The sequence below is a fragment of the Ruegeria sp. HKCCA6707 genome, from assembly GCF_013033515.1.
Taxonomy (GTDB): Bacteria; Pseudomonadota; Alphaproteobacteria; order Rhodobacterales; family Rhodobacteraceae; genus Ruegeria.
This window is the reverse complement of the sequence record NZ_WQEG01000001.1, coordinates 386,688-402,610: the sequence shown is the minus strand read 5'-3', so window position 1 is coordinate 402,610 and position 15,923 is coordinate 386,688. Positions and strand designations below refer to the sequence as shown.

15 protein-coding genes are annotated in these 15,923 nt (G+C 58.6%); 8 read left to right on the top strand and 7 right to left on the bottom strand.

Annotated features, from left to right (window positions below; genetic code table 11):
• Positions 1-63 precede the first annotated feature (63 nt).
• Together GOW40_RS01950 and GOW40_RS01945 are read right to left on the bottom strand one after the other, a co-directional pair.
• Complete coding sequence (locus GOW40_RS01950) at positions 64-1,047, bottom strand: alpha/beta hydrolase (RefSeq protein WP_171129006.1); 984 nt, start codon at positions 1,045-1,047, stop codon at positions 64-66.
• On the bottom strand, positions 1,047-1,337 hold the full coding sequence (locus GOW40_RS01945) for an SCP2 sterol-binding domain-containing protein (RefSeq protein WP_171098469.1): 291 nt from the start codon (positions 1,335-1,337) through the stop codon (positions 1,047-1,049). Before GOW40_RS01945 ends, GOW40_RS01950 begins: the two co-directional genes overlap by 1 nt.
• A 30-nt stretch (positions 1,338-1,367) precedes the next feature.
• On the opposite strand from GOW40_RS01945, the gene GOW40_RS01940 reads away from it, so the two are divergent.
• The 6 genes from GOW40_RS01940 to GOW40_RS01915 all read left to right on the top strand — a co-directional run bounded on the left by GOW40_RS01940 (position 1,368) and on the right by GOW40_RS01915 (position 7,278).
• Positions 1,368-1,976 (top strand): tetratricopeptide repeat protein, encoded by a 609-nt coding sequence (locus GOW40_RS01940; protein ID WP_171129008.1) that lies wholly within the window; start codon positions 1,368-1,370, stop codon positions 1,974-1,976.
• A gap of 23 nt (positions 1,977-1,999) precedes the next feature.
• The gene (locus tag GOW40_RS01935; RefSeq protein WP_171129010.1) at positions 2,000-4,822 is read left to right on the top strand and encodes a helicase-related protein; all 2,823 of its coding nucleotides are present in this window, start codon (positions 2,000-2,002) and stop codon (positions 4,820-4,822) included.
• Positions 4,823-4,828: 6 nt separating this feature from the next.
• Entirely contained in the window at positions 4,829-5,197 is a 369-nt protein-coding gene (locus GOW40_RS01930) for an RNA-binding S4 domain-containing protein (RefSeq protein ID WP_171129012.1), read from the top strand.
• Positions 5,198-5,262: 65 nt separating this feature from the next.
• Complete coding sequence (gene fdxA / locus GOW40_RS01925) at positions 5,263-5,601, top strand: ferredoxin FdxA (RefSeq protein WP_171098478.1); 339 nt, start codon at positions 5,263-5,265, stop codon at positions 5,599-5,601.
• A gap of 283 nt (positions 5,602-5,884) precedes the next feature.
• Positions 5,885-6,394 carry a CarD family transcriptional regulator gene (locus GOW40_RS01920; protein ID WP_171098480.1) on the top strand — a complete coding sequence of 170 codons (510 nt, stop codon included), beginning with the start codon at positions 5,885-5,887 and terminating at the stop codon, positions 6,392-6,394.
• Between the two features lie 122 nt (positions 6,395-6,516).
• A complete protein-coding gene (locus tag GOW40_RS01915) occupies positions 6,517-7,278 on the top strand; it encodes an ion channel (RefSeq protein ID WP_171129014.1) in 762 nt (253 codons plus the stop codon).
• Here the strand turns inward: GOW40_RS01915 and cobS are convergent.
• Positions 7,275-8,039: an adenosylcobinamide-GDP ribazoletransferase gene (cobS, locus tag GOW40_RS01910; protein WP_171129016.1), complete on the bottom strand. Its 765-nt coding sequence runs from the start codon at positions 8,037-8,039 to the stop codon at positions 7,275-7,277. The genes GOW40_RS01915 and cobS overlap by 4 nt on opposite strands.
• 79 nt (positions 8,040-8,118) lie before the next feature.
• Here cobS and cobT point away from each other — a divergent pair, with 79 nt between their 5' ends.
• Positions 8,119-9,132, top strand: a complete 1,014-nt coding sequence (gene cobT, locus GOW40_RS01905; protein ID WP_171129018.1) for a nicotinate-nucleotide--dimethylbenzimidazole phosphoribosyltransferase — start codon at positions 8,119-8,121, stop codon at positions 9,130-9,132.
• Positions 9,133-9,164: 32 nt separating this feature from the next.
• On the opposite strand, the gene GOW40_RS01900 is transcribed toward cobT, so the two are convergent.
• The 3 genes from GOW40_RS01900 to GOW40_RS01890 form a co-directional block, all read right to left on the bottom strand.
• On the bottom strand, positions 9,165-11,048 hold the full coding sequence (locus tag GOW40_RS01900) for a monovalent cation:proton antiporter-2 (CPA2) family protein (RefSeq protein ID WP_171129020.1): 1,884 nt from the start codon (positions 11,046-11,048) through the stop codon (positions 9,165-9,167).
• Positions 11,049-11,067: 19 nt separating this feature from the next.
• On the bottom strand, positions 11,068-11,523 hold the full coding sequence (locus tag GOW40_RS01895) for an Lrp/AsnC family transcriptional regulator (protein ID WP_171230901.1): 456 nt from the start codon (positions 11,521-11,523) through the stop codon (positions 11,068-11,070).
• 178 nt (positions 11,524-11,701) lie between these two features.
• Positions 11,702-13,726, bottom strand: coding sequence for a hypothetical protein (locus GOW40_RS01890; RefSeq protein WP_171129022.1), 2,025 nt, complete (start codon positions 13,724-13,726; stop codon positions 11,702-11,704).
• Positions 13,727-13,890: 164 nt separating this feature from the next.
• On the opposite strand from GOW40_RS01890, the gene GOW40_RS01885 reads away from it, so the two are divergent.
• Entirely contained in the window at positions 13,891-14,583 is a 693-nt protein-coding gene (locus GOW40_RS01885) for an SIMPL domain-containing protein (RefSeq protein WP_171129024.1), read from the top strand.
• A gap of 44 nt (positions 14,584-14,627) precedes the next feature.
• Here the strand turns inward: GOW40_RS01885 and GOW40_RS01880 are convergent, their stop codons facing one another.
• Positions 14,628-15,920: an O-acetylhomoserine aminocarboxypropyltransferase/cysteine synthase family protein gene (locus GOW40_RS01880; protein ID WP_171129026.1), complete on the bottom strand. Its 1,293-nt coding sequence runs from the start codon at positions 15,918-15,920 to the stop codon at positions 14,628-14,630.
• Positions 15,921-15,923 lie beyond the last annotated feature (3 nt).

Here is a 15,923-nt window from a genome sequence, read left to right as displayed (position 1 = left end):
TCTTTTGCCAACATCTAGGCGCGTGAGCTGTAGATCACAAGCGGTGTGACAAAGCTGTGTGGTTCAGGACCTTTTTCGGTTGCAGGGGCTTCCCGCTTTCATTGACAGCGCAGTTTGGAAATGCGTGGCCAAGGCGTCAAAGACAGGGCCCCGAACGTCAGGAGCCTCCATCAGGACTTCGTGTTCACCATCGGGGATTTCCACCAGCTTGCCCTTGGGCCAGTTGGCCATGCGCGTTCTGATCGCGTAACGGTCCACGATCTGCTCGTGTGACCCCAGATAGGTCAGGCAGGGAGTGTCGGGTGCATTTTGCTCCATCAACCAACTGCATTCATCAAGTGCCTCGCGCAGCCAAATGGTTGACGGCGCCCCCAAGGCCAGGTCCGGATATGCGGTCAACTGGTCTTTCATCATCTGGAACATGTCCGGATCACGGGTCAGAACATTGCCTTCGAACGGCGCGGTCATGACATAGCTTTCCAAAGACGTGGTCGGCGGTGTTTTCTCGCCCAGGCCAAAACGCGGGCCCCAATAGGCTGTCATCCAGCTGAGTGGCTTCATGATGGGCGAAAAGTAGATGCCCCACATTGGCCCGGTAAAGGCGCAAGAGGCAAAACTGTCATTCTCAAGCACGGCCCGCAGTCCGATAGCACCCCCCATGGAATGCCCCAGGACATGCCAGGGTTTTGGCAGATCCAGTTGCTCTGCCATTTCCAAAGCCGCACGCACGTCGTGCTGGTAATCGGTGAAATCCGCAACATGGCCTTTGCGAGGGTCATCTAGCAGGCGGTCAGCCATTCCCTGACCTCGCCAGTCGATGGCCAGCACGGCAAAGCCCCGATCAATGAATTCCCCGGCGGCGTCGCCATATTTCTCGATATATTCAGTGCGTCCGGGGAATAGAAGAACCGTCCCGATCGCGTCTTGTTCAGGCAGCCAATGCCCGACGCGAATGCGGGTCTCGTCCGCGGTTGTCAGCCAATGGGCCTTACCACCGGCCGGACCGCCGGCCACGTCTTCATAAAGAGGGGCCGGCGACGATATCATCAGGCCAGCACCGAAGCCAGCTTCATCGCGATACCCATATCGCCATCCACGCTAAGCTTGCCGGACATGAATGCGCCGGTCGGGTTCAACTCGCCAGACAGGATTTCTTGGAAGGTTTCCGCGTCCGCGCTGAGGGTCACATCGGCCTCGTCATCGCTCACGCGGGCGCCGCTGGCATCCAGAACGATTGCGCCTTCGCCTTCGATGGCGAACTTGGCAGAGGCGTCGAAATCGCCGCCCGACAGTTTTTCGTTCAACGCGGCTGCGGCTTTTTCAAGAATGTCGCTCATGGTCTTCCTCATTTTGTTTGTGCGCCGTGAATGGACATCCGCGGTCGCAACGCTACACTGACCATTGTTATGGGTATTGCAACACACAAACTCAAAGGTACCGTTGCGGCATTCGTTGTCCTAGTCATGTATTCCTCTACTTGCATTGCGCAGGAAGCGGATTTGCGCGATGAGGCGGCATTGTTGGAACAATTGTCGCAATCTACGCCCGAACAGGCGGTCAATATTGATCGGCAATTGCAGGCGCTTTGGTCACAATCGGGATCTGCATCCGCCGATCTGCTGCTGGAACGCGGCCGCGAGGCGCTGGACGAGGGAGATGCAGAAGCTGCGATAGATCATCTCACCGCTCTGACAGATCACGCGCCCGAGTTCGCCGAAGGATGGCACGCACGCGCTTCGGCGTTTTTTGGAATCGACAGATTCGGTATGGCCGTTGCAGATCTTGAGTATGCGTTGACATTGAACCCCAACAACTACGAGGCGCTCTATGGTCTTGGGCTGATCTTCGAGATTGTCGAAATGCCGCAACAGGCTCTGGATGCCTATAACCGCGCCTTGGCTATACATCCCCATCACGAAGAAGTAACCAATGCCGTGAATCGTCTGAAGCCTCAGGTTGAAGGCCAGTCGCTGTAAAGAATAAAGCGCAGGGGGCAAAGGTGAGCGGGTCTTCCCGGGTAGTGGCCGTACTTGGCCCGACCAATACAGGCAAAACACATTACGCGATTGAACGCATGCTGGGGCATCGCACCGGTGTGATCGGTCTGCCGCTGCGGCTGCTCGCGCGCGAGGTGTATGACAAGATCGTCGCTATTCGCGGCCCCTCGGTGGTGGCGCTGGTCACGGGTGAAGAACGCATCGTGCCGCCACGGACCCAATATTGGGTCTGTACGGTCGAGGCGATGCCCGAAGGTATGGGCGCAGATTTTGTGGCTATCGACGAAATCCAGCTTTGTGCGGATCCCGAACGCGGCCATGTTTTTACCGACCGCTTGCTGCGGTCCCGTGGCACCAATGAGACCCTTTTTCTGGGTTCGGACACGATGCGCGGGGCGATCGCCGCGCTTGTGCCCGAGGCACAATTCGTGCGGCGCGAGCGGATGTCGCAACTTGTTTATGCGGGCTCGAAGAAAATCAGCCGGATGCCGCCGCGCAGCGCGATTGTCGGGTTTTCGGTGGAAAACGTCTATGCCATCGCCGAGCTATTGCGCCGCCAAAAAGGTGGGGCGGCAGTGGTCATGGGGGCGCTCAGCCCGCGCACGCGGAATGCGCAGGTCGATCTCTACCAGAATGGCGAGGTTGACTACCTGGTGGCCACGGATGCCATTGGCATGGGGCTAAACCTGGACGTCAATCACGTTGCCTTTTCGTCTCTGACCAAATTCGACGGTCGTCGCATGCGTCCTCTGGCCGCAAATGAACTGGCTCAGATTGCCGGACGCGCGGGGCGGGGCATGTCCGATGGCACCTTCGGTGTCACTGGTGAAGCGCCGCCGTTGGAGGATGGACTGGCGCAGGCAATCATGGACAGCCGCTTTACGCCGATGAAAAAGCTGAATTGGCGGAATGCCGCCTTACGGTTCGGATCGATTGAGGCGCTGATCGACTCGCTCGAACTTGGCCCTAACAACGAACACCTGATCAAGGCGCGCCCCGCTGATGACCTGAATGCACTGAAATCCCTGTCGCAAGTGACTGAGGTTATGGCCCGTGCCAGCGACGGCCCTTCTGTCCGTTTGCTGTGGGATGTGTGCCGAATCCCTGATTTTCGCGGTATCAGCCACGCCGAACATGCCAATCTGCTCGAAGTGATCTATGGTCACCTGCACGAATGCGGATGCATCCCTGATGACTTCATGGCGCGGCAGATTCATCGGATCGATCGCACCGATGGCGATATAGATGCACTGTCCAAAAGGTTGGCTTATATTCGCACATGGACATATGTTGCACAACGAAACGGCTGGGTTCGTGACGAATCCCATTGGCGTGAGGAAACGCGCATTGTAGAAGACAGGCTGTCGGACGCTCTTCACGAACGTTTGACTCAGCGATTTGTGGACCGGCGCACATCCGTGTTGCTGCGCCGGCTCAAACAGAAGGAGGCCCTTTTGGCCGAAGTAAATGACAAGGGTGAAGTGACCGTCGAAGGCGAATTCGTCGGTCGTCTGGAAGGGTTCCGGTTTATTCCGGACAAGGCTGCGCAGGGAACCGAGGCGAAAGCGCTCAAATCGGCATCTTTGCAAGCCCTCGCGCCGCAATTCTATCTGCGCGCTGACCGCTTCTATAATGCACCCGATACCGAAATTGATTTCACCGATCAGGGCGGCCTGATGTGGGGCGAATATGCCGTCGGCAAACTGGTTGCCGGGGCGGAACCGCTCAAGCCCATGGTCGAAGTGTTTGTGGACGAGGCCGCAGGGCCTGACGTCGAACAGAAAGTGCAGCGCCGGTTGCAGCATTTCATCGACCGCAAGGTGGCCGCACTGTTTGAGCCGCTGCTGAACCTGTCGCGCGATGAGGAACTGAGCGGTCTGGCCAAGGGCTTTGCCTTCCGCATGGTCGAGGCGCTCGGTGTGCTGCCCCGCGCCGGTGTTGCGCAAGAGGTCAAGGATCTTGATCAGGATGCCCGTGGCGCGCTGCGCAAGCATGGCATTCGGTTTGGTCAGTTCACCATCTTCATGCCGCTGCTGCTGAAACCCGCGCCCACGCGGTTGCGTCTGGTTCTGTGGGCTCTCTCCAGCGGTCTGCAGGAATTCCCCGAAGCACCGCCACCGGGTTTGGTCACCGTACCCGTCGCCAAGGATGCGCCTCAGGGCTACGACACCATGTGTGGCTATCGCGATGCCGGCGACCGTTCGATCCGCATCGACATGCTGGAACGACTGGCCGATATGCTGCGCGCCGAAGACAGCCGGGGCGGTTTTGAAGCCAAACCCGACATGTTGTCGATAACGGGCATGACACTGGAACAATTTGCCGACCTGATGCAGGGGCTGGGCTACAAGGCAGAGCGCGGTGAGCGCGAAAAACTCAAGCCAGCGCCGGTTGAACAGCCTGCGACTGAAGCGGCTGAGCAGTCCGTGGCCGAAGAAACCCCAGCGCCCGAGGCCGCTCCGGCAGAGGTCGCCGCACCCGCCGAGGCGCCAGCCGAGGCCACCGACAGCACCGAGGCGGCAGCTGAGGCTACCCCAGCCTCTGAGACGGCCGCCGAGCCTGCATCGGAGGAGCCCGAGGTTGAGGTATACTACACCTTCACCTGGGGACGTCAGCGCCAGCAAAACCGCGGCCCGCGCCGCGAACAGGGGCAGGGCAAGGGTAAGCCGCGCGGTAAACCGCAGGGCAACAAGCCGCAGGGCAAAAAGGGTGGCAAACCTCAGGGTGCCAAGTCCTTCTCATCGCGGCCTCCGAAGAAGGAAAAAGCCATTGATCCGGATAACCCGTTTGCCGCAGCGCTTATGGGTCTGAAGGACGGCAACTGATCGCCGATGGCTCAGCAGGCCAAGCTGCGGATCGATAAATGGCTGTGGCAGGCGCGGTTCTTCAAGACCCGCAGCCTGGCCGCCAAACAGGTCAGCGGCGGCCATGTCAGGCTCAACGGAAACCGGGTGCTGAAAACGGCGCAAACCGTGGCCCCGGGCGATGTATTAACCTTTCCGCAAGGGCGCATCATACGCGTTGTCCGTGTCGAGAACCTCGGAGAACGGCGGGGCCCAGCCTCTGAGGCGCAGACGTTATACTCTGACATGACGGAAAAACAGGAAAGCGCTCCCAGAAATCCGGGATATGAAGGAAAAGGTCGTCCGACCAAGAAAGAACGACGTGCTATCGATCTTTCTCGCATGTCTGATGACTGATCTGATCTTGCGAAGACCGTCAGACTGAACTAGCTAGTCGCCAAGCCCTAAACAGGAATTGACCCATGACCTACGTCGTTACAGACAACTGCATCGCCTGCAAATACACAGATTGTGTTGAAGTTTGCCCTGTAGACTGTTTCTACGAAGGCGAGAATGCTCTGGTCATCCATCCTGACGAATGCATCGATTGCGGCGTGTGCGAACCGGAATGCCCGGCAGACGCTATCCGCCCCGATACCGAGCCGGGTATGGAAGGCTGGGTCGAATTCAACCGGAAGTATTCCGAGCTTTGGCCGGTGATCGTGACCAAGAAAGACCCGTTGCCCGAGGCTGAAGAGCGCGACGGCGAAGAGGGCAAGCTTGAAAAGTATTTCTCGGAAGCGCCCGGTGAAGGCGGCTGAGCGATTCGCGGCTAAGCCCGTGGTGTGTGGTTTAGATTTTTCCGCTAAGTCTCTGCCTTGAAACGTAAATCAATGTATGCGCACCCGCATCACTTCCGGATGTCGCATTTTTGTGATATAATCGGAAACTGAACGATTACTGAGATGGGGATGTACTCCTTAAGTATGACTGCTTTGGAGTTCTGATTTTGCGACAAACCTGCTGCCTGACGGGGCCAAGTAAGGCACCGCACAGGTTGTTTTGTCGTCTCACGTCCCGATCCGCAACCAAGGATGAACCTGTATGTCAAAGTCGAAAAAGCTCGAGTTCCGCCCGAATGATTACGTCGTCTATCCCGCCCATGGCGTGGGTCAGATTGTCTCGATCGAAGAGCAGGAAGTCGCGGGCTATGCGCTAGAGCTGTTTGTGATTTCTTTCGAAAAGGACAAGATGACCCTGCGCGTGCCGACGAACAAAGTGACCGAATCCGGTCTGCGCTCGCTCAGTTCACCGGATGTGATCAGCCAGGCGATGAAAACGCTGAAAGGCAAGGCCAAGGTCAAGCGCGCGATGTGGTCGCGCCGCGCGCAGGAATATGAACAAAAGATCAATTCGGGCGATCTGATCTCGATTGCCGAAGTGGTCCGTGACCTGCACCGCACCGATGATCAGCGTGAGCAAAGCTATTCTGAGCGTCAGCTTTACGAGGCCGCGCTTGAACGCCTGACCCGCGAAGTTGCAGCGGTATCCGGCGCGGATGAGTTGGCTGCAGCCAAGCAGGTTGACGAAGTGCTGACATCGCGCGCTGCCTGATTGCCCAATCGGGTACTGAACAAGGCCGCTCCGTTCGGGGCGGCTTTTTTCGTTCTGGGTGCTTGGCCTTTAAGTTCAAAGACTGTAGTTTTTGAATGTCTGCAAAGGGATGCACGCTCAGAATGAAGCAGACTGTCAAGTATCTGTATATCAGTCACGATCCGGTTTCGGTCTGGTTCCGTTATGCCCTGATCGTGTTTGATATCGCGACCATCGTGTTTTTCGTGGCGACCGCACATGTCTCGCATGGTCCGGGCATCACGACCGCAAGTTTTGTCGTTGGGTTTCTGATCCTGTTGGATTTTTCCGCCCGGCTGTGGATTTCAAAAGACCGCTGGAAGTTGCTGCGCCAGATCTACACACTGGCCGATATTGTGGTGATCCTGTCCCTATTTCTCGATCCGTTTCTGACGGGCAATCTGGCCTTCTTGCGAATCCTGCGCGCATTGCGACTGATCCATTCCTACCATCTGCTCAGGGATCTGCGACGCGACAGCACATTCTTCCGCACGCATGAGGATGCCGTCATCGCAGCCATAAACTTGCTGGTGTTTGTCTTTGCAACCTCTACGGCTGTCTTGGTGTTCTTCATCCCGGACGACACCCAGACCCCGTATATCGATGCGCTGTATTTCACCATGGCCACGCTCACGACCACCGGGTTTGGAGATATCACGTTGCAAACGCCGGGTGGCAAGCTGTTTTCAGTGTTTATCATGGTGGTGGGTGTGGCGCTGTTCGTGCGGTTGGCGCAGGCGATCTTCATGCCGCAGAAAGTGCGATACAAATGCCCGGGCTGCGGGTTGTTTCGCCATGATCCAGACGCTGTGCACTGCAAGCATTGCGGCGCGACCCTCAGGATTGAAACGGGAGGTGCGTCTTAGAGCAATGCAACCAGGGTCAACAGAACCGTCACTTCGGTCAGCTGTTGAGTTGCGCCGAGTATGTCACCCGTCTGACCTCCAATCTTTGCCTTGGCTATCATTGCGACGGCGAAAGCTGTTCCACATGACAGCAGAACGGGCAGGATAGCTCCGGCGCCCAATACCAATCCGGCCAATGACACAGCCAGAAACAGACCCAACCCAACGCTCGACGCCGGCGGTCGTCCTACCGATTGGCTGAGCCCGGACTTACGGGCATTGGGCAAGAAATGCATCAACACGGGCATCAAGCTTCGAGAGACCATACAGGCAGCAAGGAAACCGGTGAACAAGTCGGCATGGATCAATGCAGCGATACCGGTGATACGCAATGTTTGAACAAGCCCAATCGCCAACACGCCATAGGTGCCGATCTGGCTGTCCTTCATGATCTCCAGACGACGCTCGGTCGTATAGCCGCCCCAAAGCCCGTCGAACATGTCAGCCAGGCCGTCTTCATGCATCGCGCCGGTCACGACGATTAAAACGCTTACAACCAGCGCGGCACTCACAAAGGCGGGCAGGCCAACCCAGATGGCCAACCAACCTGTCAGCGTCGCCAACGCGCCGACGACAAGCCCCACGATCGGAAAGGCCCAGACCGCCGTGGCTTGCCGCGCAAAGGCCGTTTCGGGCAAGCGGGGCGTGGGCAAGCGTGTCAGCAATACGAAAGCCAGCGGAATATCCCAGCGGGAAATCGGCTGTGTGTCGTTTTTGTGCACGTGCAGGCCTCTCTCGGTCTTGTCGCATTGGCCACAATGGTTAAACACACAGGACCACTGTGATGCAACGAGGCTTTGAATGCTGCCTGACTTGAATGACTTGAACGATTTCCGTGCTGCTCTGGCTGAGGCTCCGTCTGCGGATGCACAGGCAAGGCAAGATGCCAGTGATCGGAATGCGCAGCTGACCAAGCCTCCTGGTGCTTTGGGACGGCTTGAAGACCTTGCGATCTGGTATGCGGGTTGGCGCGGCGATGCACGGCCAAAGATTTTGACACCGCAAGTGATCGTGTTTGCCGGAAATCACGGGGTGACGGCGCAAGGGGTTTCGGCCTTTCCACCCGAAGTGACCGTGCAGATGGTGATGAATTTCGAACATGGTGGCGCGGCCATCAACCAGCTGGCCAAGGCCGCCGGGGCGCAGATGGATGTGTATGCGTTGGATCTGGACCGCCCGACGCAGGATTTCACCGTTGGACCCGCGATGAGCGAGGACGAGTTGTTGACGGCACTGCGTATCGGCTGGAACGCGGTTGATCCGCAATCGGACCTGCTGGTTGTCGGAGAGATGGGGATTGGCAACACCACACCCGCTGCCGCCCTTGCATGTGCTTTGTTCGGCGGTGACGCAGGCGATTGGACCGGGCGCGGGACGGGTGTTGACGATGCGGGCCTGGCCATCAAAACCCGTGTCGTGGCCGAAGGCGTCGCCCTGCATGCAGGCACGGGTGACGGGCTTCAGATCCTGCGTTGCCTGGGTGGCCGCGAGATCGCCGCGATGGCGGGCGCGATTGCTGCAGCACGCGTGTTGCGTATTCCGGTCGTTCTGGACGGGTTCATTTGTTCAGCCGCCGCGGCCTGTCTGGCGCAGCTGTCCGAAACAGCTTTGGATCATGCAATCGCGGGGCACCAGAGTGCCGAAAGCGCCCATGCCGCCCTGTTGGACAAACTGGGCAAAGAGCCACTGCTCAGCCTGGGATTGCGGCTTGGTGAAGGGTCGGGCGGGGCGTTGGCGATCAACATCCTAAAAAGCGCCGTGGCGTGCCATTCGGGCATGGCGACCTTCGCCGAAGCAGGCGTTTCGGACGGCTGAAACGAACGGTCTGGCCCTGTCCAACGACAGGGTCAGGCGGATTTCTTGTCTGTCTCTTCCGCCAATTCCAGCAGCGCAGTTTCAAGGTCTTTTTCCAGCTGTCGCGACCGCTCGATATATTTCTTGTTGTCTGCGGTCGGAACGCCGGGCACCCAAAGCTCGGCCAGTTCTCGGACAGAGGCGCGATCATGTTGGTAAAAGGTCTGCTCGGCCTGCGCGGCCTCGTATTCGCTGAGGCCGATGTTTTCCAAAACATAGCGACCAGCGCGTAAGGATCCGTCAAACAGCTCGCGCACGATGTCATTGGCGCCAGCTTGATACAGTTCGTACACATGGGTCCGGTCGCGAGCACGGGCGATAATATGCAGGTCAGGGCGTTGGCGGCGGGCATAGCTCACCAGTCGTGTTGCCTGTTTGCGGTCATCCATCGCCACCACCAAGACAGCCGCCTTTTCGATCCCAGCGGCGCGCAGCAGCTCGGGGCGCGTCGGGTCGCCCAAAAAGCCTTTCACCCCAAAGCGGCGCATCAGCTGAATGGTTTCGATGTCATGGTCCAGAACGACGGTCTTGAAGCCACTGGCCTGAACAAGCCGGTTCACGATCTGACCGAACCTGCCTATCCCGGCGATGATCACCGGGCCTTTTTCATCAATGTCATCGGGTTCGACTTGGTGTTTGTGATCTTTTGCGGCTCGGCTGAGCAGATCATAGAGGATAAACAGAAGCGGGGTGATCAGCATGGTCAATGCTATGATCATCAGCAGCTTTTGCGACAAGGCGGGGGGGATGACGTTTTGCTGCGTCGAAAACGCCAGCAGGACAAAACCGAACTCACCCGCCTGTGCCAGACCCAGGGTAAACAACCAGTGATCACGGCCTTTAAGTTTGAAGGCGCGGCCCACGATGAACAGGATGATGCCTTTGACAAGGATCACCAGCAAGGCCAGCCCGATCAGATCAAACGGGTCGTCAAAGAAAAAACCCACATCGATACCGGCGCCAACCGTGATGAAAAACAATCCCAATAGCAGGCCCTTGAAAGGTTCAAGGTCGCTCTCCAGCTCGTGCCGAAACTCCGAGCTTGCCAGAACGACACCCGCCAGAAACGCGCCCAATGCAGGTGAAAGGCCAACAAGCGTCATCAGGAAGGAAATGCCTACAACAATCATCAAGGCCAGCGCGGTATACATTTCGCGCAAACGAGTGGCGTGGATGAACCGAAACAGCGGACGGGTCAGATAGATCCCGGCCAAGACGACAAAGGCAACAGCCCCGATCGTGACGAGCGTGACCGCCCAGCCCGGAAGCCCTTCGACCAGAGACAGGGTGTGATGGGGGTCGACCCCGTGCCCCCCATGCTCCCCCCGATCAATGGAGCCGTCAGTATTGAAATGGGCCACTGCAGGCAGTGCAATCAGTGGAAGGAAGGCCAGTATGGGGATAACCGCGATGTCCTGCGTCAGCAGCACCGAAAATGTTGCGCGCCCGCCATTGGTCTGCATCAGGCCTTTCTCGGACAGGGTCTGCAACACGATGGCGGTCGATGACAAGGACAGCGTCAGCCCCACAGCAAGCGCGACCGACCAGGGTTGCCCGGTGTAGAAAGTGACGGCAGCGATCACCGCTGTGGACAACCCGACCTGAAGGCCACCCAACCCCAGCAACTTGTCCCGCATATCCCACAGCGCGCGGGGCTCCAATTCGAGCCCGATCAGAAACAGCATCATAACGACGCCGAATTCCGCCACATGTTGCAGGCTTTCTGTCTCGGCCCCCACCAGCCCCAGAACCGGGCCAATGGCGATACCAGCCGCCAGATAGCCCAACACAGATCCAAGCCCAAGCCGTGCCGAAAGTGGAACAGCGATCACGGCTGCCGCCAGATAGATCGAGGCCTGATAAAGGAATTCGTTCATTGTTGTCCTTCCTGGGCCCTCAGGTGGGCAATGGGGCGTCGCGTTTGAGCTGATCCATGACGATCTGGCTCTGAACCCGTGCAACAGCAGGATGCGGCAGGATCACCTCGTGAAGCAAGCGATTGAGCGCTGACAAGTCGTCACAATAGACGTGAAGCAGGTAATCGGCCTCACCGGTCATTGTCCAGGCGCTGCTGATCTCGGGGCGGGCGTTGACCATGCGAGCAAAGCTTGCGGATTGTTCGGGGCCGTGGGTGCCGAGATGGACTTGGATAAAGCCCTGAACCTGAAGGCCCAGTTTCACCGGATCCAGCCTTGCGGTATAGCCGGTGATAAAGCCGTCGGCCTCAAGCCGCTGCCGTCTGCGCCCCGCCTGACTGGCAGAGAGATTTAGGATCTCTCCCAATTGCTGAGCGGTGAGATGCGCGTCCTTTTGCAGGGCAAATAACAGTCGTGTGTCGATATCGTCGAGCATGTGCACAAAAATTCCGTCTCGGTCCGGTTTCATGCGGCAAACGCGCATGGGACAAGGCTAGCGGAACAGCAAGGATAGATACAGGGTTTGTCGGCTTCCGCGCCTTGCTTGCGCGTATTTGGTTCGGCGCGATTGCGGCGATGCTGGAAAAGGCAGATCCGCATCCTTGACGGCCGGGTCAACCGCTTGGGATCTTCAATGTCAGATTGCGGCCGCGCTTCTGGTATCGCAACTCGCTTTCTCCAATCGCGACAACATTGCCACCATCCAGCCTGTCGCCCACTTTCAGCTTCTTGTAACGACCGCTGGGCAGGCGCACCAAGGCACGGCGGTTCGAGGGCGTGCCATAGACCCCAATCAGGTTGAGCTGACGCAGATTGATCGCGTTGTCGATTGTGGCTTGCCGTGCAACCGAGGCAGTCGTCGGTATCTTAGGCGTAACCGAGCGCGGCGCGACCGAGCCTGCTTCGTCTGTGTCGTTGTTGACATTGGCTGTCGACCCAAGCGACGCGCCGGAGGCGGCGGGGCGCTGTGCCACCTGAATGGCGATATTGCTGGGGCGTGATTTGGGACGCGGCACACTGATGGTGGCCACAAGTTCGGGTGTTTCGTCCACCGTTGGAGGCGGCGGTGGTGGCTGCAGACCTGCAGGCCGAACCTTGGGGCGTAGCGCGGCAAGCTCATCACGCAAACGTCCGCCATATTGCTGCCGTTCAAAACGTTCGGGCAAATCAACCGGTCGCACACGCGGGCGATAGCTGGCCAGCCTTTGATCGGCCTCGGGTGCTTCGGGCTCTGCTTCGAACCGAACCGGTGGGCGCGGCGGTACCTTTTGTGGCGGGCCAGCAAAGACCATGACACCGCCCGGGTTCAACGTTCCTTCAGCGCTGGGGGTCACCAAACCGCGTTCGTCCAGCACAAACCGTTGCCCTTGCTGGCTGGGCAGCTCTGCCTGATCGAAGGGTTTATCCGTTTCAAGACTGTCCAAAGCGGGCAGGGCGACTGCATCAAATGACATCACAGGTTGAGCCACCGAGCTGTAATAGAACTCGGTTTCGGGCTCAATGACCGGGTCGATCAAAGGCGAGGGGGCAACCGGTAGAGCCCCTGTGAATTCCAGAATTGGTGCCTGCGGTGCATCAGCGGGTGCGACCTGTTCCACCGTTTCCGGCGGGGTCTGTAACGCTTCGAGAATGGCGGCATCAGTGGCGCTGAGTGCTGGGGTCCCAGTCGTCGTACCTGATTGCGCCTCTTCAGTTACTGCATCAGCGGTTTCCAGGTCCGGCGGGCTTTGGGTTGGAACGGGTGCGTCTGCAACTTCTGGCTCGGACAGTGCCAGTTCTGGGGGCTCCAATCTGCTGGGCTCGATTGGCGAGACCGGTGTTGCCGGAGCCTCTGACGCTTGCGGTGCCAATGCAACGTTTTCGGCGGATGGACCCGCTTCAAAATCGGTCGTTCCAGGCGTTGCGATTTGTGGGGGAATCGAGGGCGGGTCCACATCCGCACTGTCGGTGCGAACCAGTGACCACGCTCCGAGAGCTACACCCAACGCTACCGAGGCCACGGCGACCGGTAGGCCATGCCGTTTTAGATCGAACTGCGCTGCCCAGGCTGTTGCTGTCCCGGAAACCTGCCCCAGAACACGCTGCGCAGTCGCGACGAGATCTGGATGATGCGCCGGTTCTTCGGGTTCTTCTGTTGCCTCGTCCAAGGTTTCGGGAGCAGCTTGCTCAAGATCAAATTCGAAGATCTGTCCGGTGGGGGAATTTTCGTCTGACGCATTCACACCAAAAGATTGCGGAATGAACCCATGGCCGGTTGCAAATGTCTTTGCCTCGTCCAAGGTCTTGCGGGTTACTGCGGCAACCTGAACCTCGTCGCCATCTGCGATTGTAGAATAGACGAGCTCTTCGAGCGCATAAGGCGTCGCCGTCTCAAGCGTTTCCCTTACTTTTTGCCGGGCTTCTTCGTCGGTCAGTTCACCCGTGTCGACTGTCAAAAACCGGATTTGTTGCTGCGGTAGCAAGAGCGTGCAGGCCAGGTGGTTTTCGATGGCGAATCCCCGGTCACGCAGCGCCCGTACTTCTGCATTCAGATCTGCTGATTCCAGTGGGACCGAGCCAATACAATACCAATCTCCATCGGATTGGTGATGCAGGGAAATTCCGGTTTCAGAAAAAGTCAGCGCGAAGGCAGGTTTCATAATCCGGTGGAACCACAAACATCAGTTTCAATGCAAACGCTTTGGCGTCTGGTGCCAGAGATTAGAGCAGGAACCCGCCGAGGGAAAGGAAAAGCACGACCGTGCTCTTGTATGGCAAGGTCTTGCCGCCCCATCTATAGGATGAAGTCATAGGAGAGATCACCTTGAAGACACTTGCTTTTTTGGCGGCGTTGACGGCCGCAGTCTCTGCGATGCCCGCTGCTGCGGAAGAACGTCGCATCACCGTTGACGCGTCGGGAACCATTCAGGCCGAGCCCGATATGGCGACGATCACGCTGGGTGTCACGAATGAGGACGCGCAAGCCTCGGTTGCGATGCAGGCCACATCGGATGCAATTGCGCAGATCCTTGGCCGACTTGAGGCGTTTGGGCTGGAAGCGCGTGACGTTCAGACACGCGACCTGTCGCTTTCTCCGGTCTGGAGCGGCCGTAATCAAAGCGGTGAGACACCGGAAATCACCGGCTTTGTTGCCTCAAACCGTCTGTTTGTGCGGGTGCGTGATCTGGATCAGCTGGGGCAGATCATGGATGCGGTGATCCAGGACGGCGCAAATGATTTCGGCGGGCTCAGCTTTGGGGTGCAGGACCCTAAACCGCTGGAGGCCAAAGCTCGGGCCAAAGCAGTTGCCGAAGCCACCGCGAAGGCCGAGCAATTGGCGCAGGCCGCGAATGTGTCGCTGGGTCCGGTGCAGATGATCCGCGAACAGGGTGGGGGTATCCGTCCGGTGGCCGAAATGCGCGCCTTCAACGTGGCCGCAGACAGCGGCGTGCCGATAGCGGGCGGTGAAATCTCGGTGACCGTCAACGTGTCGATGGAGTTCGCAATATCTGAATGACCTTGAACGCGGGCGCACAGCGCTGTGTGCCCGCGATGGTTCCTTTAGGCGCTGGCTTTTGACAGCGCCTGATCCAGATCGGCGATCAGATCGTCAGCGTCTTCGATCCCGATCGACACGCGCACCACGCCCGGACCGGCCCCAGCGGCCTCTTGCTGTTCTGGCGTCAACTGTCGGTGGGTGGTCGAGGCCGAGTGGATGATCAACGACCGCGCGTCGCCCAGATTGGCCACATGGCTGAAGATTTCCAATGCATTGACCAGCTTGATACAGGCGTCGTACCCGCCCTTGACCGCAAAGGTGAACAGCGCCCCGGCACCGCGCGGATAGTTCTTTTGCACCCGGTCGTAATAGGGGGATGAGGGCAGTCCCGCATAGGTCACATAGTCGACCCGGTCATCTGCCTCCAACCAGGCCGCGATCTTCCGGGCGTTCTCCACATGACGCTCCATCCGCAGGCTCAGCGTCTCGATCCCCATCAGCGTGTAATGCGCCGCCTGTGGGTTCATCGTCATACCCAGATCGCGCAGGCCAATGGCAATGCCGTGGAAGGTAAAGGCCAGCGGGCCAAAGGTTTCATGAAATTTCAAGCCGTGATAGGCTGGCTCGGGCTGGCTGAGCGAGGGGAACTTGTCATTGGCCGACCAGTCGAACTTGCCAGAATCCACGATGCAACCGCCAGTGACAGTGCCGTTGCCGGTCAGGTATTTGGTGGTCGAATGAACCACCAGCGTGGCACCCTGCTCGATGGGGCGGCACAGGTAAGGCGTGGCCGAGGTATTGTCGACGATCAACGGAATCCCCGCCGCATCAGCCACATCGGCCAGCGCGCGGATATCGGTGACATAGCCACCGGGATTGGCCACGGATTCGCAGAAGACCGCGCGGGTGTTGTCGTCAATCGCGGCTTTCACAGCGTCCAGATCGTCGGTATCCACGAATTTCGCCGACCAGCCAAAGCGTTTGATGGTCTGGCTGAACTGCGTGACGGTGCCACCATACAGCCGGGTCGACGCCACGACATTGCAGCCAGGCCCCATCAGCGGGAACAGCGCCATGATCTGAGCCGCATGGCCGGACGAACAGCAAACCGAGCCAACACCGCCTTCCAACGTCGCGACACGCTCTTGCAAGACGGCTACGGTTGGGTTGGTCAGACGGGAATAGATAAAGCCGACCTCTTGCAGGTTAAACAAAGCTGCGGCGTGATCGGCATCTCGGAACACATAAGCCGTGGTCTGATAGATCGGTGTCTGGCGGGCTCCGGTCGCGGGGTCCGGGCGGGCGCCTGCGTGGATCTGTAGCGTATCAAAGCCGTAAGTCGGGCCGTCTGACATGTT